19 protein-coding genes are annotated in these 18,178 nt (G+C 58.7%); 13 read left to right on the forward strand and 6 right to left on the reverse strand.

Annotation, left to right across the window (positions count from 1 at the left end; genetic code table 11):
- Positions 1-11 precede the first annotated feature (11 nt).
- The gene (locus tag LJX92_RS10095; RefSeq protein ID WP_216091035.1) at positions 12-569 is read right to left on the reverse strand and encodes a helix-turn-helix domain-containing protein; all 558 of its coding nucleotides are present in this window, start codon (positions 567-569) and stop codon (positions 12-14) included.
- A gap of 268 nt (positions 570-837) precedes the next feature.
- Here LJX92_RS10095 and LJX92_RS10100 point away from each other — a divergent pair, with 268 nt between their 5' ends.
- Together LJX92_RS10100 and LJX92_RS10105 are read left to right on the forward strand one after the other, a co-directional pair.
- Positions 838-1,146, forward strand: coding sequence for an RcnB family protein (locus tag LJX92_RS10100; RefSeq protein WP_005786954.1), 309 nt, complete (start codon positions 838-840; stop codon positions 1,144-1,146).
- An 88-nt stretch (positions 1,147-1,234) separates the two neighbouring features.
- Complete coding sequence (locus LJX92_RS10105; RefSeq protein ID WP_032876744.1) at positions 1,235-2,428, forward strand: MFS transporter; 1,194 nt, start codon at positions 1,235-1,237, stop codon at positions 2,426-2,428.
- Here LJX92_RS10105 and LJX92_RS10110 read toward each other — a convergent pair.
- Together LJX92_RS10110 and LJX92_RS10115 are read right to left on the reverse strand one after the other, a co-directional pair.
- On the reverse strand, positions 2,391-2,663 hold the full coding sequence (locus LJX92_RS10110; protein ID WP_228309690.1) for a DUF1652 domain-containing protein: 273 nt from the start codon (positions 2,661-2,663) through the stop codon (positions 2,391-2,393). The genes LJX92_RS10105 and LJX92_RS10110 overlap by 38 nt on opposite strands.
- A 103-nt stretch (positions 2,664-2,766) precedes the next feature.
- Positions 2,767-4,263, reverse strand: a complete 1,497-nt coding sequence (locus LJX92_RS10115; RefSeq protein ID WP_078820868.1) for a PAS domain S-box protein — start codon at positions 4,261-4,263, stop codon at positions 2,767-2,769.
- A 203-nt stretch (positions 4,264-4,466) separates the two neighbouring features.
- On the opposite strand from LJX92_RS10115, the gene LJX92_RS10120 reads away from it, so the two are divergent.
- From LJX92_RS10120 to LJX92_RS10135, 4 genes are all read left to right on the forward strand, one after another.
- Positions 4,467-5,435, forward strand: a complete 969-nt coding sequence (locus tag LJX92_RS10120) for a hypothetical protein (RefSeq protein WP_032876740.1) — start codon at positions 4,467-4,469, stop codon at positions 5,433-5,435.
- A gap of 78 nt (positions 5,436-5,513) precedes the next feature.
- Complete coding sequence (locus tag LJX92_RS10125) at positions 5,514-6,134, forward strand: lipoprotein (RefSeq protein WP_032876738.1); 621 nt, start codon at positions 5,514-5,516, stop codon at positions 6,132-6,134.
- A 358-nt stretch (positions 6,135-6,492) separates the two neighbouring features.
- Positions 6,493-6,837 carry an FKBP-type peptidyl-prolyl cis-trans isomerase gene (locus LJX92_RS10130; RefSeq protein WP_223018803.1) on the forward strand — a complete coding sequence of 115 codons (345 nt, stop codon included), beginning with the start codon at positions 6,493-6,495 and terminating at the stop codon, positions 6,835-6,837.
- A gap of 11 nt (positions 6,838-6,848) precedes the next feature.
- Complete coding sequence (locus LJX92_RS10135) at positions 6,849-7,448, forward strand: GNAT family N-acetyltransferase (protein WP_223018802.1); 600 nt, start codon at positions 6,849-6,851, stop codon at positions 7,446-7,448.
- A gap of 12 nt (positions 7,449-7,460) precedes the next feature.
- On the opposite strand, the gene LJX92_RS10140 is transcribed toward LJX92_RS10135, so the two are convergent.
- Positions 7,461-8,198, reverse strand: coding sequence for an ArsR/SmtB family transcription factor (locus LJX92_RS10140; protein WP_223018801.1), 738 nt, complete (start codon positions 8,196-8,198; stop codon positions 7,461-7,463).
- 74 nt (positions 8,199-8,272) lie between these two features.
- On the opposite strand from LJX92_RS10140, the gene LJX92_RS10145 reads away from it, so the two are divergent.
- The 7 genes from LJX92_RS10145 to LJX92_RS10175 all read left to right on the forward strand — a co-directional run bounded on the left by LJX92_RS10145 (position 8,273) and on the right by LJX92_RS10175 (position 16,451).
- Entirely contained in the window at positions 8,273-9,433 is a 1,161-nt protein-coding gene (locus tag LJX92_RS10145; protein WP_228309691.1) for a cytochrome P450, read from the forward strand.
- On the forward strand, positions 9,430-9,774 hold the full coding sequence (locus LJX92_RS10150) for an antibiotic biosynthesis monooxygenase family protein (RefSeq protein ID WP_032876723.1): 345 nt from the start codon (positions 9,430-9,432) through the stop codon (positions 9,772-9,774). The genes LJX92_RS10145 and LJX92_RS10150 overlap by 4 nt, the downstream gene beginning before the upstream one ends.
- Positions 9,775-10,282: 508 nt before the next feature.
- Positions 10,283-10,471 carry a hypothetical protein gene (locus LJX92_RS10155; protein WP_228309936.1) on the forward strand — a complete coding sequence of 63 codons (189 nt, stop codon included), beginning with the start codon at positions 10,283-10,285 and terminating at the stop codon, positions 10,469-10,471.
- Between the two features lie 166 nt (positions 10,472-10,637).
- A complete protein-coding gene (locus LJX92_RS10160; protein WP_005786976.1) occupies positions 10,638-11,354 on the forward strand; it encodes an MgtC/SapB family protein in 717 nt (238 codons plus the stop codon).
- Positions 11,355-11,644: 290 nt separating this feature from the next.
- Positions 11,645-12,271, forward strand: coding sequence for a response regulator transcription factor (locus tag LJX92_RS10165; protein ID WP_032876719.1), 627 nt, complete (start codon positions 11,645-11,647; stop codon positions 12,269-12,271).
- Positions 12,272-12,278: 7 nt separating this feature from the next.
- Complete coding sequence (locus LJX92_RS10170; protein WP_416309136.1) at positions 12,279-15,893, forward strand: transporter substrate-binding domain-containing protein; 3,615 nt, start codon at positions 12,279-12,281, stop codon at positions 15,891-15,893.
- 135 nt (positions 15,894-16,028) lie between these two features.
- Positions 16,029-16,451: a hypothetical protein gene (locus LJX92_RS10175; RefSeq protein ID WP_032876716.1), complete on the forward strand. Its 423-nt coding sequence runs from the start codon at positions 16,029-16,031 to the stop codon at positions 16,449-16,451.
- A 40-nt stretch (positions 16,452-16,491) separates the two neighbouring features.
- Here LJX92_RS10175 and LJX92_RS10180 read toward each other — a convergent pair whose 3' ends face one another.
- Together LJX92_RS10180 and LJX92_RS26985 are read right to left on the reverse strand one after the other, a co-directional pair.
- Positions 16,492-17,571: a 3-deoxy-7-phosphoheptulonate synthase gene (locus LJX92_RS10180; protein ID WP_228309693.1), complete on the reverse strand. Its 1,080-nt coding sequence runs from the start codon at positions 17,569-17,571 to the stop codon at positions 16,492-16,494.
- A 338-nt stretch (positions 17,572-17,909) separates the two neighbouring features.
- On the reverse strand, positions 17,910-18,044 hold the full coding sequence (locus tag LJX92_RS26985; protein WP_266105155.1) for a hypothetical protein: 135 nt from the start codon (positions 18,042-18,044) through the stop codon (positions 17,910-17,912).
- Positions 18,045-18,178 lie beyond the last annotated feature (134 nt).

Raw genomic sequence — 18,178 nt, forward strand, 5'->3', positions numbered from 1 at the left:
GGGTGCAGCTCCTAGTTGTAAACCCACAGGACGCGGGCGGGCAGGTCGGTCAGGTTGGCGTAGCGGCAGTGGGCGAAACTGGCCAAGTGGAAACTGTCGCCTTCGTAGAGGGTGACTGCATCGGGCTCACCCTCAACCCACAGGGTCAGCTCGCCCTCCAGCACAAAGCCAGCCTGCTCGGCGCGATCGCTCATGCTCTGCTCGCCGCTGTTGGCACCGGGGGCCAACAAGCTGTCGAGCATCGAGAAAGCACCGTTCATGCTCGGCGACACCAGGATGTCGGTGATGCCATTGGCGTAATACACCGTGCGCCGCTCGTTGGGGCGTGTCACCCAGTCCACCGCCTTGGGTTTGGGCAGGCTGTAGAAATAGGTGGTGGGCACATCGAGGGCGTGGCTGATGGCGGTCAGGTCGGCGACGGTGGGTTGCGACAACCCGCGTTCCACTTGGGACACAAACCCCACCGAGCGCTCGATCTTTTGCGCCAATTGCGCCAGGGTGAGTTTCTTGTGCTTGCGCAGGTCGTGGATCAGGGTCGCGAGAGTGGCGAGTTCTTGTTGCTGGTTCATGAAATTTAGTTCGAATAATTTCATGAAAAATTACATGATTAATTTCATGGAGGCAATCGGGAGGGAGTTTGAAGCGTATTTATTCTTGCTGGAACAGGAGCTGCAGGGGTGTAGCACGCGATCGGATGCGGATCGATTGGGACAATTGTTGGCCGGACTGTATGGGTAAGCAAGGCCGAGCTGGCCACAGGGGAAACTGAGCGGGCTGAATGATTCTGCGCCGCCGCGGTCGGAACCTGGGTACGCACCATTAATTGAAGGAGCACCCATGAAGTCGAAAACCTTAGCCGCTTGCCTGCTGGTCGCTGCCAGCTTTTCCACCGCCAGCGCTGTAGTGCAAGCCGGCGATACCCCTCAGGAAACCGTGCAACCTTCAAACATCAACGCCCGTGATTTGAAAGAAGGTGATCGCGCCCCGGACATGTTGATGCGCGAGGAATCAGCGATTAAAGACTGGAAAAAGCGCGGCCTCAAACAGCCTGAGGATGAGAGCCAATGGGCGCGTGTAGGCGACAAGTACGTCCTGCTCAAAACCACCAACGGCACCATCCTTGAGATTACGCCGGTCAAGAAATAATTCTGCCGGGCCACCTGCTCGTTTCGTGGTTCATGCGTTAAGGTAACCGACCGCAATGGTCGCGTTACCTTCACAGGAAAGAAGCAGGATGCTTGCCACAATAAGAACCTACCCCCGCACGGTGAACCTGCTGCTGTGCGCCACCTTGCTGCTGACGTTGGCCAAGGCCATCACCTTTCCCTACCTGGTGATCTACCTCACCAGCCACTTCGCCCTGGACATTACCCAGGTTGGCCTGGTGATCGGCAGTTCGCTGATCGTCGGCTCGCTGCTCAGCGTATACGGCGGCTTCCTGGTCGACCGCATCAACAGCTATCGGCTGTTGCTCGCATTGAGCCTGGTGTTTGTACTGGGGTTTATCGGCACGCTGTTGGCGCAGGATATCTGGGCGTTCTATGGCTGCCTGATCCTGATCAACCTGGCCTACGCGGTCATCGACATTGCGGTGAAAGCCGGCTTCGCCAGCCTGCTGCCCGAAGACGCACGCAGTGAAGTGTTTTCCATCAAATACACCCTCACCAATATCGGTTATGCCGTGGGGCCGGCCTTCGGGGCGATGGTGGCCAAGCTGGATATCAGCCTGCCGTTTATCCTGTCGGCACTGCTGGGGCTCGGTTTTTTCCTGCTGTATTGGCGGTGGGGCGACCGCACCTTGGCCACTGTGGATGCCACGCAAAAACCGGTGCCGTTTCTGGCCGTCGCCCGTGTGCTGCTGCAAGATCGTCGCCTGGTGTGTTTCACCCTCGGCGGTTTGCTCAGTGCGGTGGTGTTCGGCCAGTTCACGGCCTACCTGTCTCAATACCTGGTAACCACCACCACCGCCGAATACACCTACACCGTGATCAGCGCAGTGCTGACCACCAACGCCGTGCTGGTGATTGCCTTGCAGTACCTGATTGGTCGGCGCATTTCGCATCGCTATCTCAGCCAATGGCTGATCGCGGGCTTGAGCATGTTCATGCTGGGGTTGATCGGTTTCGCGCTGTCCACCAGCGTGTTGTGGTGGGTATTGGCAATGGCGGTGTTTACCGTAGGGGAAATCATCGTGTTCCCGGCCGAGTACATGTTTATCGACCGAATCGCCCCGGACCACCTGCGGGGCATGTATTACGGGGCGCAGAACCTGTCCAATCTCGGTGCCGCGCTGGGGCCGGTGCTTTGTGGGCTGGTGCTGGCCAGCCTGCCGGCCCACTACATGTTCTATATGCTGGGGGCGTTTATCATTGGCGGCGGGGTGTTCTATTTCATGGGGGCGGCGATGAAGGCAAATCATCCAGCGTGAGCTTGCCGACGTTGTTGCTTTGCAGTTCGTAGCGCAACTCATCCACCATCTTCGCCACTTCCTGCGGGGTTTGCAGGCGATTGGTGCTGATGCCGGTAACCACCATGTCGACACGGCCGGTTTCTGCGTCGTAGACCTTGAGGGTCAAGGACGCATCCCGGCACAGGGTGAATTCGCACGTCAGCGGTGACAGGCCTTCTTCGATGCAGTTGCGCAGTTGAGAGAGGGTAAACATGCAGATTCCTTCAAGGCATAAATACGATCCCTTGAAGGTTATGGCGTGCACCCGCGCGCCATAAGGCGAATTCGCACTAGGTGGACTAGTGCATTTGCAAGGGTCAGGGTTTGTTTTTAAGGCGCAATTCACCGGCGAACAGCCCGCGTTCACGGGCCCAAACGATGGCCGCGCTGCGGCTGTGCACCCCCAGCTTGGAATACACCGTGGCCACGTGGTTGCGTACGGTATTGGGCGCCAGTTTCAGGCGCGAGGCGATTTCCTTGTCTGCCAGGCCCTCGCAGATCAGGCCCAGCACATCACGCTCACGGGCGGTCAGGTCGGTGAATGAGACGTTCGGCAGGTTGGGGCTGTTGACGCTCTTGGCGTTGGCCAGTTTCTCGATCAGGGTCTGGCTGAACCAGGACGCGTCCTGCATGACTTCCTCGATGGCCGCCACCAGTTCCAGCTCCGAACGTTTGCGTTCGGTGATGTTCATCAGCACCATCAGGTAGCAGGGCACGTCCTGGATGATCACCGTGTCGGCTGACACCACGCAGTCGATCACCTCGTTGCCTTTCTTGCGCACCTTGAGGTCCTGGCCGTCCAGGTTGCCGGCTTTTTCCAGGGTGGCGAACAACTGCGCGCCGGCCTGGGGGCTGTCGATAAAGTTGATGTCTTCGATGGATTTGCCGATCAACTCCTCGCTGATGTAGCCGGTGATGGTCATGAAGGCTTCGTTGACATCCACCACCTGGCGGTTGTCGGCGCTGCACACCAGGGTCGGCACCGGCGTCAGGCGGAAGGATTTGGCGAAGCGCTCTTCACTCTGGCGCAGGGCAATTTCCGCTTTGCGTCGCGGCTCAAGGTCAGTGAAGGAAAACAACATGCAGTCTTCCTCGTTCATGTCCAACGGTTGGCCGGCGACGATCACCAGTTTGCTGCCACCTTCGGGCAATCTCAGTTCGGCCTGCATCTGCGGAATAGTTGCGCCTTCGCCCAGGCGCTGGATCGCCAGGTCCTTGCGCTCGGCCTGTTCCAGCACGTCCAGTTCATACACGGATTTGCCGATGACCTGGTCACGGTTGTAGCCGGTCATCTCCAGAAAACCCTGGTTGACCTTGATGTAGCGCAGGTCGCTGAGGCGGCAGATCACGGCGGGTGCGGGGTTGGCGTTGAAGGTTTTTTCAAAGCGTTGCTCGGCGCTCGCCCATTCGGTGGCGTCGCTGAGGATCAGCACCAGCAACTCCGGCTCACCCTGCGCGTCGGACAGTATCAGGCTGCGCAAGCGGTGCACCCAGTAGCGACTCTCGTCGGCGGCAGGGGTGACTTCCACCACCACATCGCTGAACTCTTCACCAGCGGCCACGCGGCTTAACGGGTAGCTGTCCAGCTGTAAAGGATGGTTATTGCGATAGCGCAAGGCGAAACGCTCGGCGTAGGCCTCGGTATTGGCGCCCAGGTCCTCGACGGCGCTGACCCCGTGCATGGTCAAGGCAGCGTCATTGGCCCAGAGGATGGTCTGGTCGACCTCGGCCAGAATCACACCGTCGGACAACCCGGAAATGATCTGCTGCAACTGGCGGCGATTGGTTTCTTTGGCGAGAACATCGTGGGTCATAACGTCTCCGAAGGGGCGAGGCTTGAGTGCATTCGAGTACGACATCCCGGCTTCAGGATAGTGCAGAGAATTTGCCTTGGGAGGAGTGCGAATGCACCACCCGGCCTGGTGCATATGAGCCAGGACTGAACGTATGTCGTTTCGCCACACTCACACTCAACAAGGCGCATTGCCTTGCTTCTAAATTTGAAAAGGACCTTTGTATGACCACTGTCTATGAAACCAATCGATCGCTATTTCGTGTGTCATGGAGCTCGGTATTGGCCGGTAGTGCAATCGCACTGGTGACCTACCTGGTGTTGAGTGTGTTGGGTACGGCTATCGGCGCCAGCGCCGTTGACCCGATGGAAGCAGGTAACCCGTTGAGCGGCTTCGGCACGGGTGCGGGTATCTGGTTGTTTGTCTCGACCTTGGTCGCCATTGCGTTGGGTGCGTTTGTGGCTGGACGCACGGCGCCGGATCGCGGCGGCCTGCACGGGGTGCTGACCTGGACCCTGACCACCTTGCTGACCACCTGGCTGTTGGCAGGCTTGGCTTCCAGCGTCGTCGGCACCGCCGGCAACGTCGTGGGTAAAGGCTTGTCTGCTGCCGGAAGTGGCATTGCGGCCGCAGCGCCGGGGATCGGCAGCAGCATCAAGCAGCAGTTGAACGAGCAGGGGATCGAGCTGGACTGGAACAGCCTGCAAGGCCAACTCGATACCTTGCTCAAGCAAAGCGGCAAGGCGGAATTGGACCCGGCCAACGTTGAGCAAAAAGCCGACCAGGCGGCTGCCGATGGCAAACAATCGGCCACCGATGCAGCGACCAACCCTGCCCAGGCCGGTGACGAGCTCAAGCAGTGGTTTGAACGCGTGAAAGCGTCCGGCGAGCCAGCCTTGAATGCAGCGGATAAAGAAGCCCTGGTCAACATCGTCGCGGCCCGTACCGGCAAGAGCAAAGAAGAAGCCACCCAGATTGTCGACAACTATGCCCAGGCTTATCAGCAAGCCATGCAGAAGGTCGATGAGCTGAAAAAACAGGCTGAACAAAAAGCCCGTGAAGCCGGTGAAGTGGCCGCCAAGCAATTGTCCCGCGCTGCATGGAGCACCTTGGCCATGCTGCTGTTGGGCGCGGCTTTGAGCTTCTTTATTGGTCGTATCGCGTTGACTACCCGTCGCGTGCCTTTGGCGTAAAACTGTCTGCGGCAAGGACGCCGCCTGTGGGAACGGGTAAAATGCTGGCCTTTTACCCGTATCCCGCAAAGGTGTCCCTTGAGCGCAGGCAAAGCCGTTGGACTGTTATTACTCACTTCTCTGTTGGCGGCGTGTGGCACCTCGCCGCCACGCACGCCCAATGACCTGTGCGGCATCTTTCGCGAAAAAGATGACTGGTACGACGCCGCCAAGGTCACGCAAAAGCGCTGGGGCGTGCCGATCCAGGTGCCGTTTGCGATCATGTATCAGGAGTCGGGCTTTCGCTACGACGCCAAGACCCCGCGTAAATACCTGTTGTGGATCATCCCCTGGGGCCGAGTGTCCACCGCTGCGGGCTACGCCCAAGCCAAGGATGAAGTGTGGAACGACTACCGCAAAGCCACCGGCCGCAGCGGCGCTGATCGCGAAGACTTCGACGACGCCATCGATTTTATCGGCTGGTACATGGACAAGACTTACACCATCAATGGCGTCTACAAATACGACGCCTATGGTCAATACCTGAACTACCACGAAGGTTGGGGCGGCTACCGCCAGCGCACCTACGCCAGCAAAGCCTGGTTGCTACCGGTGGCGAGCAAGGTGCAGGCGCGTTCGCAGATGTATGCGCGGCAATATGCCGGGTGCAAGGATGAGTTGGGGCGAGGCTTCTGGAGCCGGTTCTGGCATTGGTTGTAGAAACCGGGGCTGCACGCAAATCAATATGTGGGAGGGGGCTTGCTCCCGATAGCAGGGTGTCAGTCAATGATGCAGGGGCTGATGCACCGCCATCGGGGGCAAGCCCCCTCCCACAGTAGATTGGGGTACGGCGCTGGTTCTGTGGCGAGGCTGTTGGCAGCCTGACAGCGGACGGCTATCTAATTGGCAGTGACCAACGAAGACTAGCCACGTGATTCGAACGGCGCAAGCGGTTGGGATTCTCTCGGAAGCGTCCTTCAAGTTAAAGGGAAATGTCATTGTTCCGACTGTTCCTACACTTGCCAAACCCAGCCGAATCTGGGAAAAGCCCAGCCTTTCACCCCTCAATGAGACCCCCATGAGCAACGACAAACTGCAGGTCACCGACATCCGCCTGGGCACCGGCAAAACCGTGGTCAAGGGCGCGCTGATCACCACCCAATACACCGGTACCCTGGAAGATGGCACGGTGTTCGATTCGTCTTGGGAGCGGGGCAAACCGTTCCAGTGTGTTATCGGTACCGGTCGCGTGATCAAGGGTTGGGACCAGGGCTTGATGGGCATGCAGGTTGGCGGCCTGCGCACCTTGTACGTACCGGCGCACCTGGCCTATGGCGAACGCTCGATGGGCGTGCATATCAAGCCAAACAGCAACCTGCGTTTCGAGATTGAATTGCTGGAAGTGCTGACGCGGGATGATTGAAGAGATTGAACATGGACGTTGACCCACAGGTGTTGCCTGGCTGCTCCCTCAAAAACATTCGGGTGGTTGAACTGCTTGGCTGCGATGAGGCTGAGCTGCAGCAGTTTTTTGAACAGGCACCGGATTACTTCATCGCGGTGAATGGCGAGCCGGCTACCCCGAGCGAAGCACGGGAAGAATTACACGGTCAGTTACCCGCTGGCTGGCAGTGCAGCCGCATGTACTGGCTGGGCTACCGCGATACGCAGGACCAACTGGTCGCCGTGGTGAATATCGCCGCAGATTTGCTCGCCGCGGGGGTGTGGCATATCGGCTTGCTGCTGGTGCATTCGCGCTGGCACGGCAGCGGGCTGGCGCAGCGCTTGCACTCGGACCTTGAGGCATGGGCGGCGGCGAAGGGTGCCCAATGGCTGCGGCTGACGGTGGTGATGGGCAATACCAGGGCCGAGCATTTTTGGCCCAGGCTTGGGTATGTACAGGTGCGAACTCGCGAGGGCATCACCATGGGGCGCCAGGTGAATAGGGTGTCGATCCAGGTCAAGCCTCTCGGCAAGTCGACCATTGACGGCTACTTGGCGTTGGTCGAGCGGGACCGGCCCAGTACGCCGTAGCCTGTACCTGTCTTAAGTGGGAGCGGTGCCTGATTTCTCCAGCTCCTTGCTTTCAACCGTGATTCCAAATCTGCCGTACAGCTCCTTTCGCCCCTTGGGCGTCAAGGCCAATGCTCGACTATCAAGGTCCTGGATCACCCATTTGCGGCTTATAACGGCTTGTAGAACAGCGGCCCCCAGTGCGCCGGCGAGGTGAGGGCGGCGCATGCTCCAATCCAGGCATGAGCAAGCGAAACGACGTCGCTGCGCCCTTACGGTTTCTATCTCGACACCGAGCCCCGTCATCGCTTTTTCGCCCTCCACGCTAAGCTGATAAGTACCGTCACCAGCGACCGGCATGCTCAACCAGCCGGCGTCGATGAAATAGTCGTGCAGTTGTACAGCCAGGGATCCTGCCATGTGGTCATAACAGGTCCGCGCCAACTGCAATCGACTGGGGGCCGTCGAAACGAACTGGGTCTGCGCGTTTCGGCTGATCACCATGAGGGCTTCAATAGCTTGGGCCACGTGCGCGTCTGCCAGGCTGAAGTAGCGGTGCCTGCCCTGCGTGTGCAGTTTTATCAAACCGTCCTCTTTGAGCCTTGCCAAGTGCGCGCTCGCCGTGGATGCACTGACGTCGGCAATGACAGCCATTTCGGTGCTGGTACGGGCGTGGCCGTCCATCAGCGAACAAAGCATTTTCGTCCTCGCGGGCTCCGCGATGGCGCCTGCGACACGGGAAATAGCAGTGTCATTGCTTTGGGAATCCATATTTCGTTCCTGAGCGAATTGTGGGGGGGACGATTGCTCGATAGTAGCCGTTCTTTGTGAAAAGGACTGCCAAAATGACGCCGTTTGAAGCCGCTACTCATGTCGATCCCTACGTTTATTACTCATGCCTCAGGCAGCAAAGGGAACTGTTGTTCGATGCAGATCTTGGTGTATGGATTGCCAGTGGCGCCGGCGTTGTCGAGGCCATTCTGGAACATCCCGACTGCCTTGTACGTCCACTGCACGAGCCGATTCCAACTGCCCTTGCGCAAGGCGCCGCAGGCCATGTTTTCGGTCGTTTGATGCGCATGAACGAGGGGACGCAACATCAGTGCCCGCGCAGGGTTATCGAGCCCATCCTGGCCTCGATGGGCACGCAAAACATCGCAGGCCTCGTGGCGCAGGTCGTCGAGACATTTGATATCTCGGGCGATAACCCGAATGAGTGGATGTTCACGTTGCCGGTTTCGGTCATTGCATCCTTGATAGGTTTCACATCCAGCCAGCTAAAGGAAGTCGTGCAGCTGACACGGGATTTTGTTGCCTGTCTGTCGCCGTTAAGTGACGAGGCTCAACTCGGTAAAGCCCATTGCGCGGCGGCACGGCTGAGCCAAATGTTCCAAACGCTGCTGAGTAACGATGATAAAGGTAGTGGTGTGTTGGGCCGTCTTTATAGCGATTACGACGCTTCAGCCTGGGAAGACGATGATGCATTGATCGCGAATCTGATCGGGCTATTGTCACAGACCTGCGAAGCCACCGCCGGGCTGATCGGCAACACCCTTATAGCGCTCCAACGTAAGCCTGAGCTGTTTGAAGGCATGCAAGCCACACCGACGCTTGTCGCTGAGTGGGTGGCAGAGGTCGCGCGCCACGATTCACCGGTACAAAACACTCGGCGGTTTGTTGCCAGGCGATGCAAGATTGGCGACAGCGTTTTAGAGGCGGGCGATACCATTTTATTATTGCTCGCTGCTGCCAACCGAGACCCCTGCGCCAACCCAGACCCCGACAGCTTCTTGCTCAAGCGGGCGCGACGACGAACCTTCAGCTTCGGCTCAGGCAGACATCAATGTCCAGGCCAACCCTTGGCATTGGCTATTGCCTCAGAAGTGATTTCGGCATTCTTGCATCGACAGCCCAACGCTTCTGCCCGTGATTATCGCTGGCGTTATTTGCCTTCCCTGAATGGCCGTATCCCACAGTTCTGCCGTGATGAGGAGACTCAACAATGATCGCTGTTATTTTTGAAGCCTGGCCGCACGAGGAGCACTACCAGCGTTATCTCGACCTCGCTGCCGAACTCAAGCCCCTGCTGGCTCAAATCGATGGTTTCATTTCAGTTGAGCGTTTCCAGAGCCTGAGTGAACCTGGAAAACTGCTGTCGCTATCATTCTGGCGTGACGAGGAAGCAATCCAGCAGTGGCGCAGCCTTGAGCTACATCGAGCAGCTCAATCAGCAGGCCGTCGGCAGGTTTTTGCTGACTACCACCTGCGTATTGCTCAGGTAGTGCGCGATTACAGTCTCGAAGATCGTGTCCAAGCGCCGGCCGATAGCAGGCAAGCTCATGAATGAAAGCACAGCACCTGGCCCATAGCTGGGGCGTATCTGCGAATTCAGTGTGTCAGGCAGTGAATGCGTAGCTGACACACCTCTTCGGGAGCAAGCCCCCTCCCACATTTGCTGGCAGATGGGGTTGAGAAAGGCATTCCTGAACCCATCCTGAAGAATTTTCGTGTTCTCCATGTGGGCACCTTCCTACGGTTTACTCGGCCACCATCGGGGCGTAAGCTTCGCGCGTTTTCATTAATAGCGGAGACCCTCAGTGGGTACTTGTTCGAGTGACAGTCGTCGGCCGGTTTCGGTAACCGGCATCTACTTGGCAAGGTAACGCGCATTTTCCAGATGCCGTTGTCTCGCCTCACAAAGCGAGAAGCGGTATCCCGGCAGTGGCCCGTCCTGGCGCCTGCCTGAATCCCTCTCATCGACGCTGACCAGCACCGGGGTAACGCCTGGATGCTACGGACGCGCCTGCCTTTTACGGCCGGCGGGCCATTTTCTCCGCCTGGAGATGCTTGAGACTGTGACTGACGCCAGTGTCAGCCGCGAAGTACCGCCCAGCCTGGCGCACATGGGGCCGCTGGCACACTACTTCAAATTGCAGGCGCTGGCGTCGCTGTACTTCGTATTTTTGCCAGTGATTTCGCTGGCGTACATGGCGCTGATCCAAGCGGTGAAGGGCTACTACATCCGCAAGTTTGGCTGGCAGTAATACGTTTTATGCAACACCGCAAAAACTGTGGGAGCCGGGCTTGCCCGCGATGACGGTGTATCAGTCGCCTGATTCATTGGCTGACGCGCCGCTATCGCAGGCAAGCCAGCTCCCACAGGGACCTGCGGTGCTTCCAATTTGCCACTGCATTCATGGAGATTTTTTTATGCAGGCAATCAACAACATCAACCTCAACTCCCTGATCGATACCGTGGTCAGCCTCAGCGCGGCGTTTATTCTGGGTGGTTTGATCGGCTTCGAGCGCCAGTACCGCCAGCGCACCGCGGGCTTGCGTACCAATGTGCTGGTGGCGGTGGGCGCGGCGATTTTTGTCGACATGGCCAACCGCCTCGGTGGTGCGGAAGGCGCTGTGCGTGTAGTCGCTTACGTGGTGTCGGGCATCGGCTTCCTGGGGGCCGGTGTGATCATGCGTGAAGAAGGCAACGTGCGCGGCCTCAATACGGCGGCCACCCTGTGGGCTTCGGCGGCGGTGGGCGCCTGTGCCGGTGCCGACCTGATCCTTGAGGCATTGCTGGGCACGCTGTTTGTGCTGGCGGCCAATACCTTGCTGCGACCGATCGTCAACAACATCAACCGTCAGCCACTGGACGTGGTATCGGCAGAGGTCACCAACATCCTTTACGTGATTGCGCGGCGCAGCCAGCAACAGGCAGTGATGGTCCTGTTGGAAGCCGAGCTGGCACGCTGTAACTACCCGGCCAGCGATGTCGACGTGCGACCATTCGGCAGTGAAGAAGTGGAAATCGAGGCCACTCTGGCCGCAACGTCGGTCGATGGCGATGAGCTGGATGCACTGGTGACGCGCATCTCCACGTCAACCCTGGTGGTACAGGCCTTCTGGAGCCCGAGTACCACCGACTGATCCCTCTGGGCACGCCAGGATTGGCTAAGCTTAGTTGTGGAAAAATCCTACATATAGTCAGGAATATCCCTTCAATTGAAACATCTTGGCGTTGGTAAGGTTGGGCACTTGCGGCTGTTGGGTCGTTGTGGTCCGGCGTCCGTGGTTATGCTGAGTTAATTGAAGGGGCCAGACATCGCCTGGTTATCGCCATGAGGGTATGCAGTGCCGCTCGTCGGAACTGTCATTTCTCACAGGTATCCAGTCCCGGTGTTATGTGTAAGGGTATTTTGTCCACATAGGGAAGTTTTATGAGCAAAGCATTAATTGTGGATGACCATCCATTTATCTGCGCGACGGTCAAACACCTTCTGAAATCGGAAGGGTTTACTGAAATCTACCAAGCAGGGGATGGGGCAGATGCAATGCAGTTGGCCAGGGAGCAACGTCCCGAGCTGATCATTCTCGACCTTGCGCTGCCGAAACTGGGTGGGTTGGAGGTTATCAGCCGGGTCAAGGCACTGGCCCTGCCGTGCAAGATTCTGGTGCTCACCTCTTACATGGCGGTGTTCTTTTCTACCCGCTGTATGCGTGCCGGAGCGATGGGGTTCGTGGCCAAGACCGGGGAGTTGGACGAGTTGATCAAAGCCATCAGGGCGATCAGGTCGGGCTACAGCTGCTTCCCCAGTTTGCCGACCAGTTCGGTACGCCGTGATGACCTGCAGGAAACGGAACGACAAATGATCGAGTCATTGTCGGACCGTGAATTGACCGTATTGCAGATGCTGGCCCTGGGGCTGGGCAATAAGGAAGTGGCCGCGAAAATGCTGCTGAGCCACAAGACCATCAGCACCTACAAGACTCGACTCAAGGAGAAGTTACGTATGTCCTCGGTGGTGCATTTGTCCAAGTTTGCCCAGCGCAACCATCTGATCTGAGCTGCAAATGATCACCACCGCGTTGACCAGGTTCGTCGCGATCCTTTGGATGAGCCTATTACCCCTGATCGCGGTGGCCTTTGAAGAGCCCCAGGCTTTGCAACTGTTGGGGCACTCCCACCTCGAAATCCCCAAAGTAGAGATGACCGAGGCTGATTGGCGCTGGCTACGCGAGCGGCGCACATTGGTCATGGGGATTTCTGCCCCCGATTACGTGCCTTTTGACCTGACCAATAACAACGACGAACTCGAAGGTATCACGGCCGACTTTGCCGCGCTGATTGGCCAGGCCCTGCATATCTCCATCGAGGTTCGGCGTTACGAAACCCGTGATGATGTGGTCCAGGCCCTGAAGCAGGGTGACGTGGATTTTCTCGGTTCCGCCAATGGCTATGAGGCTGCCGACAAGCAATTGCAGTTGTCTCGTTCCTACGCCAACGATCAACCGACCCTGGTGACTCGCAGCGGTGACAGCCAAGCGTTGAGTGACGACCTGGCAGGCAAGCGGGTGGCAATGCTGTATCACTATATGCAGCCCGACGCTGTCCGGGCATTTTACCCCCGTGCACAGTTGGAGCTTTTTGCCTCGACCTTCGAGGCCATTGGCGCCGTGGCGTTTGGTCGCGCCGATGTATACCTGGGCGATGCCATCAGCAGCAATTACCTGATCAATCGCAACCACCTGAACAATGTACGCATGGCTGATTTTTCCACCCTGGAGGTCAACCCGTTTGCGTTTGCCGTCACCCGGGACAATACGCGGCTGCTGCAGATCATCAATGCGGCGCTGGAGGCCATTCCCGCCAGTGAGCACATGGAAATCCTGCGCCGCTGGAGCGGTGGCAACCTGGGCATCGTGGGCATCGACCGGCTGCACTTGAGTGCCAATGAACAACGCTGGGTGCAGAAAAATCCACGGGTCAGAGTCGCGGTGCTAAACGACTTTCTGCCATTGTCTTTTATCGGTGAAAAGGGGCAATTCGAAGGGCTGAGTGCGGAGGTGCTGTCGCGCATCAGCTTGCGCACCGGTTTGAAGTTCGATGTGGTCCCGGGCAGTTCGTTGCCGCGCCAGGTCAATATTGTCAGTGCGGGCACGGCGGATATGCTGGCGGTGGTTACCCCCAGTACGGAACGTGCCGACAAAGTGCGCTTTACCCGGCCCTACCTGACCAGCCCGTTTGTGCTGGTGACCCGCGACAGCCCTGATAGCCCGCTCACGCTGGAGGATATGGTTGGCAAACGCCTGGCCATGGTGACCGGCAATGGCCTGCATGATGAGATAGCGCAAAACTTTCCAGGGGTTGCGTTTATCGACGTTGAAAACCCGCTGCAAGCCATGGCGCTGGTGGCCAATGGCGACGCCGAGGGCGCCGTGAACTCGCTGATCAGTGCGCGCTATCTGATCACCCGGCATTACCGTGACCGCTTGCGTATCACCAGTACGGTCGGCACTGAACCGGCGCGCGTGACCTTCGGGGTCAACCGCAGTCATTTGGAGCTGTATTCGATCCTGGACAAGGCACTGCTGAGCATCACACCGCAGGAAATGGATGAATTGATTGGCCAATGGCGCAGCGAAGTCATCATCGAGGACAGCTACTGGCTGCGTTATCGCAACGTGATCATTCAGGGCTTCGGGTTGGCCGCACTGTTGTTGGTGGTCACGCTGGGTTGGATCATCTACTTGCGCAGCCTGATTCGTAAGCGCGTGCAGGCCGAGCGGGCGCTCAGCGATCAGATGCGGTTCATGAGCGTATTGATCGACGGCACCCCGCATCCGATTTATGTACGCGACCGCCAGGGTCGGTTGATGGCCTGTAACAATGCGTACCTCGATGTGTTTGGTTACAAGCTTGAAGACGTGATCGGCAAGACGGTGATGGAAACCGACGTCAACAATCCTCCACAGGCCCAGTCGTTTCATGAGGATTACCTGCGCTTGATGGCCGCCGGTGAACCGCAGATTCATGACCGGATACTCAAGGTGCCCAACGGCGACGTGCTGACCATTTACCAATGGATGCTGCCGTATCGCGACGGCGACGAGAAGGTGGTGGGCATGATTGCCGGTTGGGTGGATGTCAGCGAGCGTCATCGCTTGCTGGGCCAATTGCAGGAAGCCAAGGACGATGCCGACGCCGCTAACCGCGCCAAGACTACCTTCCTGGCGACCATGAGCCACGAAATCCGCACGCCAATGAACGCCGTGATCGGCATGATCGAGTTGGCCTTGAAAAATGCCGAACAGGGGCGGGCCGACCGTGATGCCTTGGAAGTGGCATCCGTGGCATCGCGCGGCATGCTGGAGTTGATTGGCGACATTCTCGATATCGCGCGGATCGAGTCCGGGCATTTGTCGCTGACCCTGGAGCCGGCCAATCTGCGTGAGCTGCTGGCATCGGTGGCGCGCGTGTTCGAGGGATTGGCGCGAGCCAAGGGGGTGGCGCTGCAAGTCCAGCTGGAGTCCTTGGTTGAGCGGACGGTGCTGGTCGACCCGCTACGCTTCAAACAGGTGGTGTCGAACCTGTTGAGCAATGCCATCAAGTTTACCGCCAGCGGCCAGGTAAGCCTCGGGGCGCGGGCGGTAGTCGAGGGCGACCGGTTGAATGTGCAGCTATGGGTGCAAGACACCGGCATTGGGATCAGCGTCAAAGATCAGCAGCGATTGTTCAGCCTGTTTATCCAGGGCAGCAATAACCAGCAGTCGGCCCGCAGCGGTTCTGGCCTGGGGTTGGTGATCAGCCGCAGCTTGTGCGAAATGATGGGCGGCCAGTTGCACTTGAGCAGCGTGTTGGGGCAGGGCACCCGGGTGGATGTGACACTGGCGCTGGCCCTGACGGACAGCTTGCCGACCCATGCCGCACACACTGCTGATGCCGTGCCAGAGGGCCGCGCACTGCGCATCCTGGTGGTGGATGACTACCCGGCCAACCGCTTGCTGCTGGCGCGCCAGTTGACCTTCCTGGGCCACCAGATCACTACGGCCGAAGATGGCGTCCAAGGGTTTGAGCAGTGGCGGGCGGGACAATTCGACGGTGTGATCACCGATTGCAATATGCCGTTCAAGAATGGCTACCAGTTGGCGTGCGAGATTCGTGCGCAAGAACGTGAACGGGGTCAGGCACCTTGCCTGCTGTTGGGGTTCACCGCCAACGCCCAGCCGGAGGAAACCGAGCGCTGTCGGCAAGCCGGCATGGACGGCTGCCTGTTCAAACCCACCGGGCTGGACGACTTGCGCTCGGCATTGGCTTCGCGTTCAGCCGAGTTGGGCCCGCCACAAATGCAGGCGTTTGACTTGAGCACCCTGGTCGCATTGACGGGGGACGATCGCCCCGCGCTTATCGAGTTGCTGGTGCCGTTGCTCGACAGCCTGGAAACGGACCGTGCCTTGCTCTCACAGCTGTCAAGCCAGGCCGACTTTGCCAAGCTGCACGACCTGGCCCATCGCGCCAAGGGTGGCGCACGGATGGTCAAGGCGCAGGGGTTGGTCGCGTGTTGTGAAACATTGGAGGCGGTGTGTGAACAGCGGGACCGCCTGGCATTGGGCCCTGCGGTTGATGGCGTCAGTGAAGCGATTGGTATTTTGCAGCAAGGCTTGAACGCGTATTGCAATCGGCCTTGACCGCGGTTGATCACCATTCAGGCGATTTGGGAAAACTCTTACGTGAACGGGGAAAATGCCTGATTTTGTCGTCGGCATATGTCTGGAAAATGGGCGACGCTCACTGCCGAGCACTGCCTGCCCCAGGGGTTTGCCATGCCAAACAAAGCACTGACTGTCCTGATTGCCGATGAACAGCATCTGCGACGCCTGTACATCGAGAAAATGCTCAACCAGTTGGGGTATTACCGGATCGTGCCGGTGCAAACGCTCGAAGAAGTCCAGATTCTGACCTCCATTCCAGCCGAACCCTTCGATGCGCTCATCATCAATGCCGGGTTGCTGGACCATGCCATTGGGCTCCAGCAGTCAGTGCACCACGTGTTGGTATACGAGCACATCGACCTGGGCGAGCCTGCCGGTGCAGCGTCAGCGGTGCGGGTGCGTCTGCCGGGCGTGCCGGACAACGTCAGCCTCGAACACTTCATGGACATCGTCGACCCATCCGAGGCTGCCCATGGCCTGCGGGTACTGCCGTGGCTACGGGAGTTGTCCCGGGCGCGGGTGGCCCGGGCCTAGCTTCGCTTCAACGCTGCTGCCGCATGTTGATCCACACCCGTCAGTTGGTTTTGTGAGAGGCGCGCAGACGTTCGGCCGCACTGCGCAGCAACTGCTCGGTTCCGTCCCAACCCAGGCAACCATCGGTTACCGACACGCCGTATTGCATTGACGCGCTCAGCGGCTGACAGCCTTCGAACAAGTGGCTCTCAAGCATCATGCCGATCAGCGACGTATCACCCTGCAAGCGCTGCTCCAGTACGTCATTGAACACTGCCGGTTGGCGCAGTGGGTCCTTGCCGCTGTTGGCGTGGCTGCAATCGACCATGATCCGCGCCGCCACTTTGGCCTTGGCCAGGTCATGTTTCACCTGGGCCACGCTCTGTGCATCGTAGTTTGGCCCACGGTGACCGCCGCGCAGTACCAGGTGTGTGTCGGGGTTGCCTGGCGTCTGGATGATGGCGGGATGGCCTTGGCTGTCGACACCGAAATGGCGATGCGGGTGGGACGCTGAGCGCATTGCATCACAGGCAATCGCGACGCCGCCGTCGGTGCCGTTCTTGAAACCTACGGGCATGCCCAGGCCGCTGGCCATCTCGCGGTGGATCTGCGACTCGGTGGTGCGTGCGCCGATGGCGACCCAACTGAGCAGGTCATCGAAGTAGCCGGCAGCCATGGGTTGCAACAGCTCGGTGGCGACCGGCAGGCCCAGGCGCAGCATTTCACGCATCAGTTCGCGGGACAGGGTCAAGCCGGCGGCCATGTCATCGCTGCCGTCCAGGTGCGGGTCGTAGGCCAGGCCTTTCCAGCCGATGGTGGTACGCGGTTTTTCGACGTAGGCGCGGATCACCAGCAGCATCTGGTCGCTGACTTCAAGCGCGAGTTTCTTCAGGTTGCGTGCGTATTCCATGGCCGATTGCGGATCGTGGATCGAACACGGGCCGACAATCACCAGTAAGCGCGAGTCTTCGCCATTGAGGATGGCACGCACGGCCTGGCGATGGGCGTGGATCTGTTCATGGAGGAACGGGCTGAGGGGCAGCTGGTGTTTCAGCTCAAGGGAGCTGGGCAGGCGCTGGGTCAGGGCTTCATTGGCGCTGTTGAGGGTGCAGACGGGCAAAGCGGCGACGGAGGAGTTCATATTCAAGGCTTCCTGGGCAAGCGGCGGGTTGTTCCCGCGCGCTTGGCCTACTGGGGTGTTCGACAATTGGCCGTACTGGCGACGTGTGTTGGTTTGCCACCAATAGGTGACCGATCGGAGGCGGCAGGCTGTCCCGAACGGAGCTGGCTAAATCGCCATGCAGTGCAAGTGTCGAAGCGGTAATAAGTGGCGTAGTTCATGGCGTGATTCCTTTAAGTGTTCTTGAACAAACAAAATGGTTAGCGGCTGAAAAACAAAACCCCCGGTCGGGGAGCCGACCGGGGGTTTAGATTTCTCTGGTAGGCGACCCCTTGAGTAGTGGGCGCCGATTTCAGGTATCAGGTGCGCCAGTGGCTAAACCAATACCCAAAATAAAAGCCGGCCAGTGCGCTCGAACCGTTCACGCGGGTAGCCGACACCGAGCGCAAGGCGCTGGCAGCAGGGCAAACCTGAGTGTGGGTGAGTTGCAACATGATGGCTCTCCAAATGATGGGGGGAGCTTACTAGAGGCGCACGGGTGGATTCAATCAGTAATTTCTATTGCTTGAGGGTACTTACGGCTATGGGGTGAGTGTCGCTATGCTGGTGGCTCATAAACGACGATTGC

It is taken from the genome of Pseudomonas sp. HN8-3 (assembly GCF_020790195.1).
GTDB classification, from domain to species: Bacteria; Pseudomonadota; Gammaproteobacteria; order Pseudomonadales; family Pseudomonadaceae; genus Aquipseudomonas; species Aquipseudomonas synxantha_A.

Bases quoted from the DNA above. Each gene is read 5' to 3' on its own strand.
- LJX92_RS10120 (WP_032876740.1), top strand. From the start codon at position 4,467: ATGACCACTGTCTATGAAACCAATCGATCGCTATTTCGTGTGTCATGG.
- LJX92_RS10140 (WP_223018801.1), bottom strand. From the start codon at position 8,198: ATGGATTCCCAAAGCAATGACACTGCTATTTCCCGTGTCGCAGGCGCC.
- LJX92_RS10130 (WP_223018803.1), top strand. From the start codon at position 6,493: ATGAGCAACGACAAACTGCAGGTCACCGACATCCGCCTGGGCACCGGC.
- LJX92_RS10135 (WP_223018802.1), top strand. From the start codon at position 6,849: ATGGACGTTGACCCACAGGTGTTGCCTGGCTGCTCCCTCAAAAACATT.
- LJX92_RS10170 (WP_416309136.1), top strand. From the start codon at position 12,279: ATGATCACCACCGCGTTGACCAGGTTCGTCGCGATCCTTTGGATGAGC.
- LJX92_RS10105 (WP_032876744.1), top strand. From the start codon at position 1,235: ATGCTTGCCACAATAAGAACCTACCCCCGCACGGTGAACCTGCTGCTG.
- LJX92_RS10115 (WP_078820868.1), bottom strand. From the start codon at position 4,263: ATGACCCACGATGTTCTCGCCAAAGAAACCAATCGCCGCCAGTTGCAG.
- LJX92_RS26985 (WP_266105155.1), bottom strand. From the start codon at position 18,044: ATGTTGCAACTCACCCACACTCAGGTTTGCCCTGCTGCCAGCGCCTTG.
- LJX92_RS10160 (WP_005786976.1), top strand. From the start codon at position 10,638: ATGCAGGCAATCAACAACATCAACCTCAACTCCCTGATCGATACCGTG.
- LJX92_RS10095 (WP_216091035.1), bottom strand. From the start codon at position 569: ATGAACCAGCAACAAGAACTCGCCACTCTCGCGACCCTGATCCACGAC.
- LJX92_RS10110 (WP_228309690.1), bottom strand. From the start codon at position 2,663: ATGTTTACCCTCTCTCAACTGCGCAACTGCATCGAAGAAGGCCTGTCA.
- LJX92_RS10180 (WP_228309693.1), bottom strand. From the start codon at position 17,571: ATGAACTCCTCCGTCGCCGCTTTGCCCGTCTGCACCCTCAACAGCGCC.
- LJX92_RS10165 (WP_032876719.1), top strand. From the start codon at position 11,645: ATGAGCAAAGCATTAATTGTGGATGACCATCCATTTATCTGCGCGACG.
- LJX92_RS10175 (WP_032876716.1), top strand. From the start codon at position 16,029: ATGCCAAACAAAGCACTGACTGTCCTGATTGCCGATGAACAGCATCTG.
- LJX92_RS10100 (WP_005786954.1), top strand. From the start codon at position 838: ATGAAGTCGAAAACCTTAGCCGCTTGCCTGCTGGTCGCTGCCAGCTTT.
- LJX92_RS10150 (WP_032876723.1), top strand. From the start codon at position 9,430: ATGATCGCTGTTATTTTTGAAGCCTGGCCGCACGAGGAGCACTACCAG.
- LJX92_RS10145 (WP_228309691.1), top strand. From the start codon at position 8,273: ATGACGCCGTTTGAAGCCGCTACTCATGTCGATCCCTACGTTTATTAC.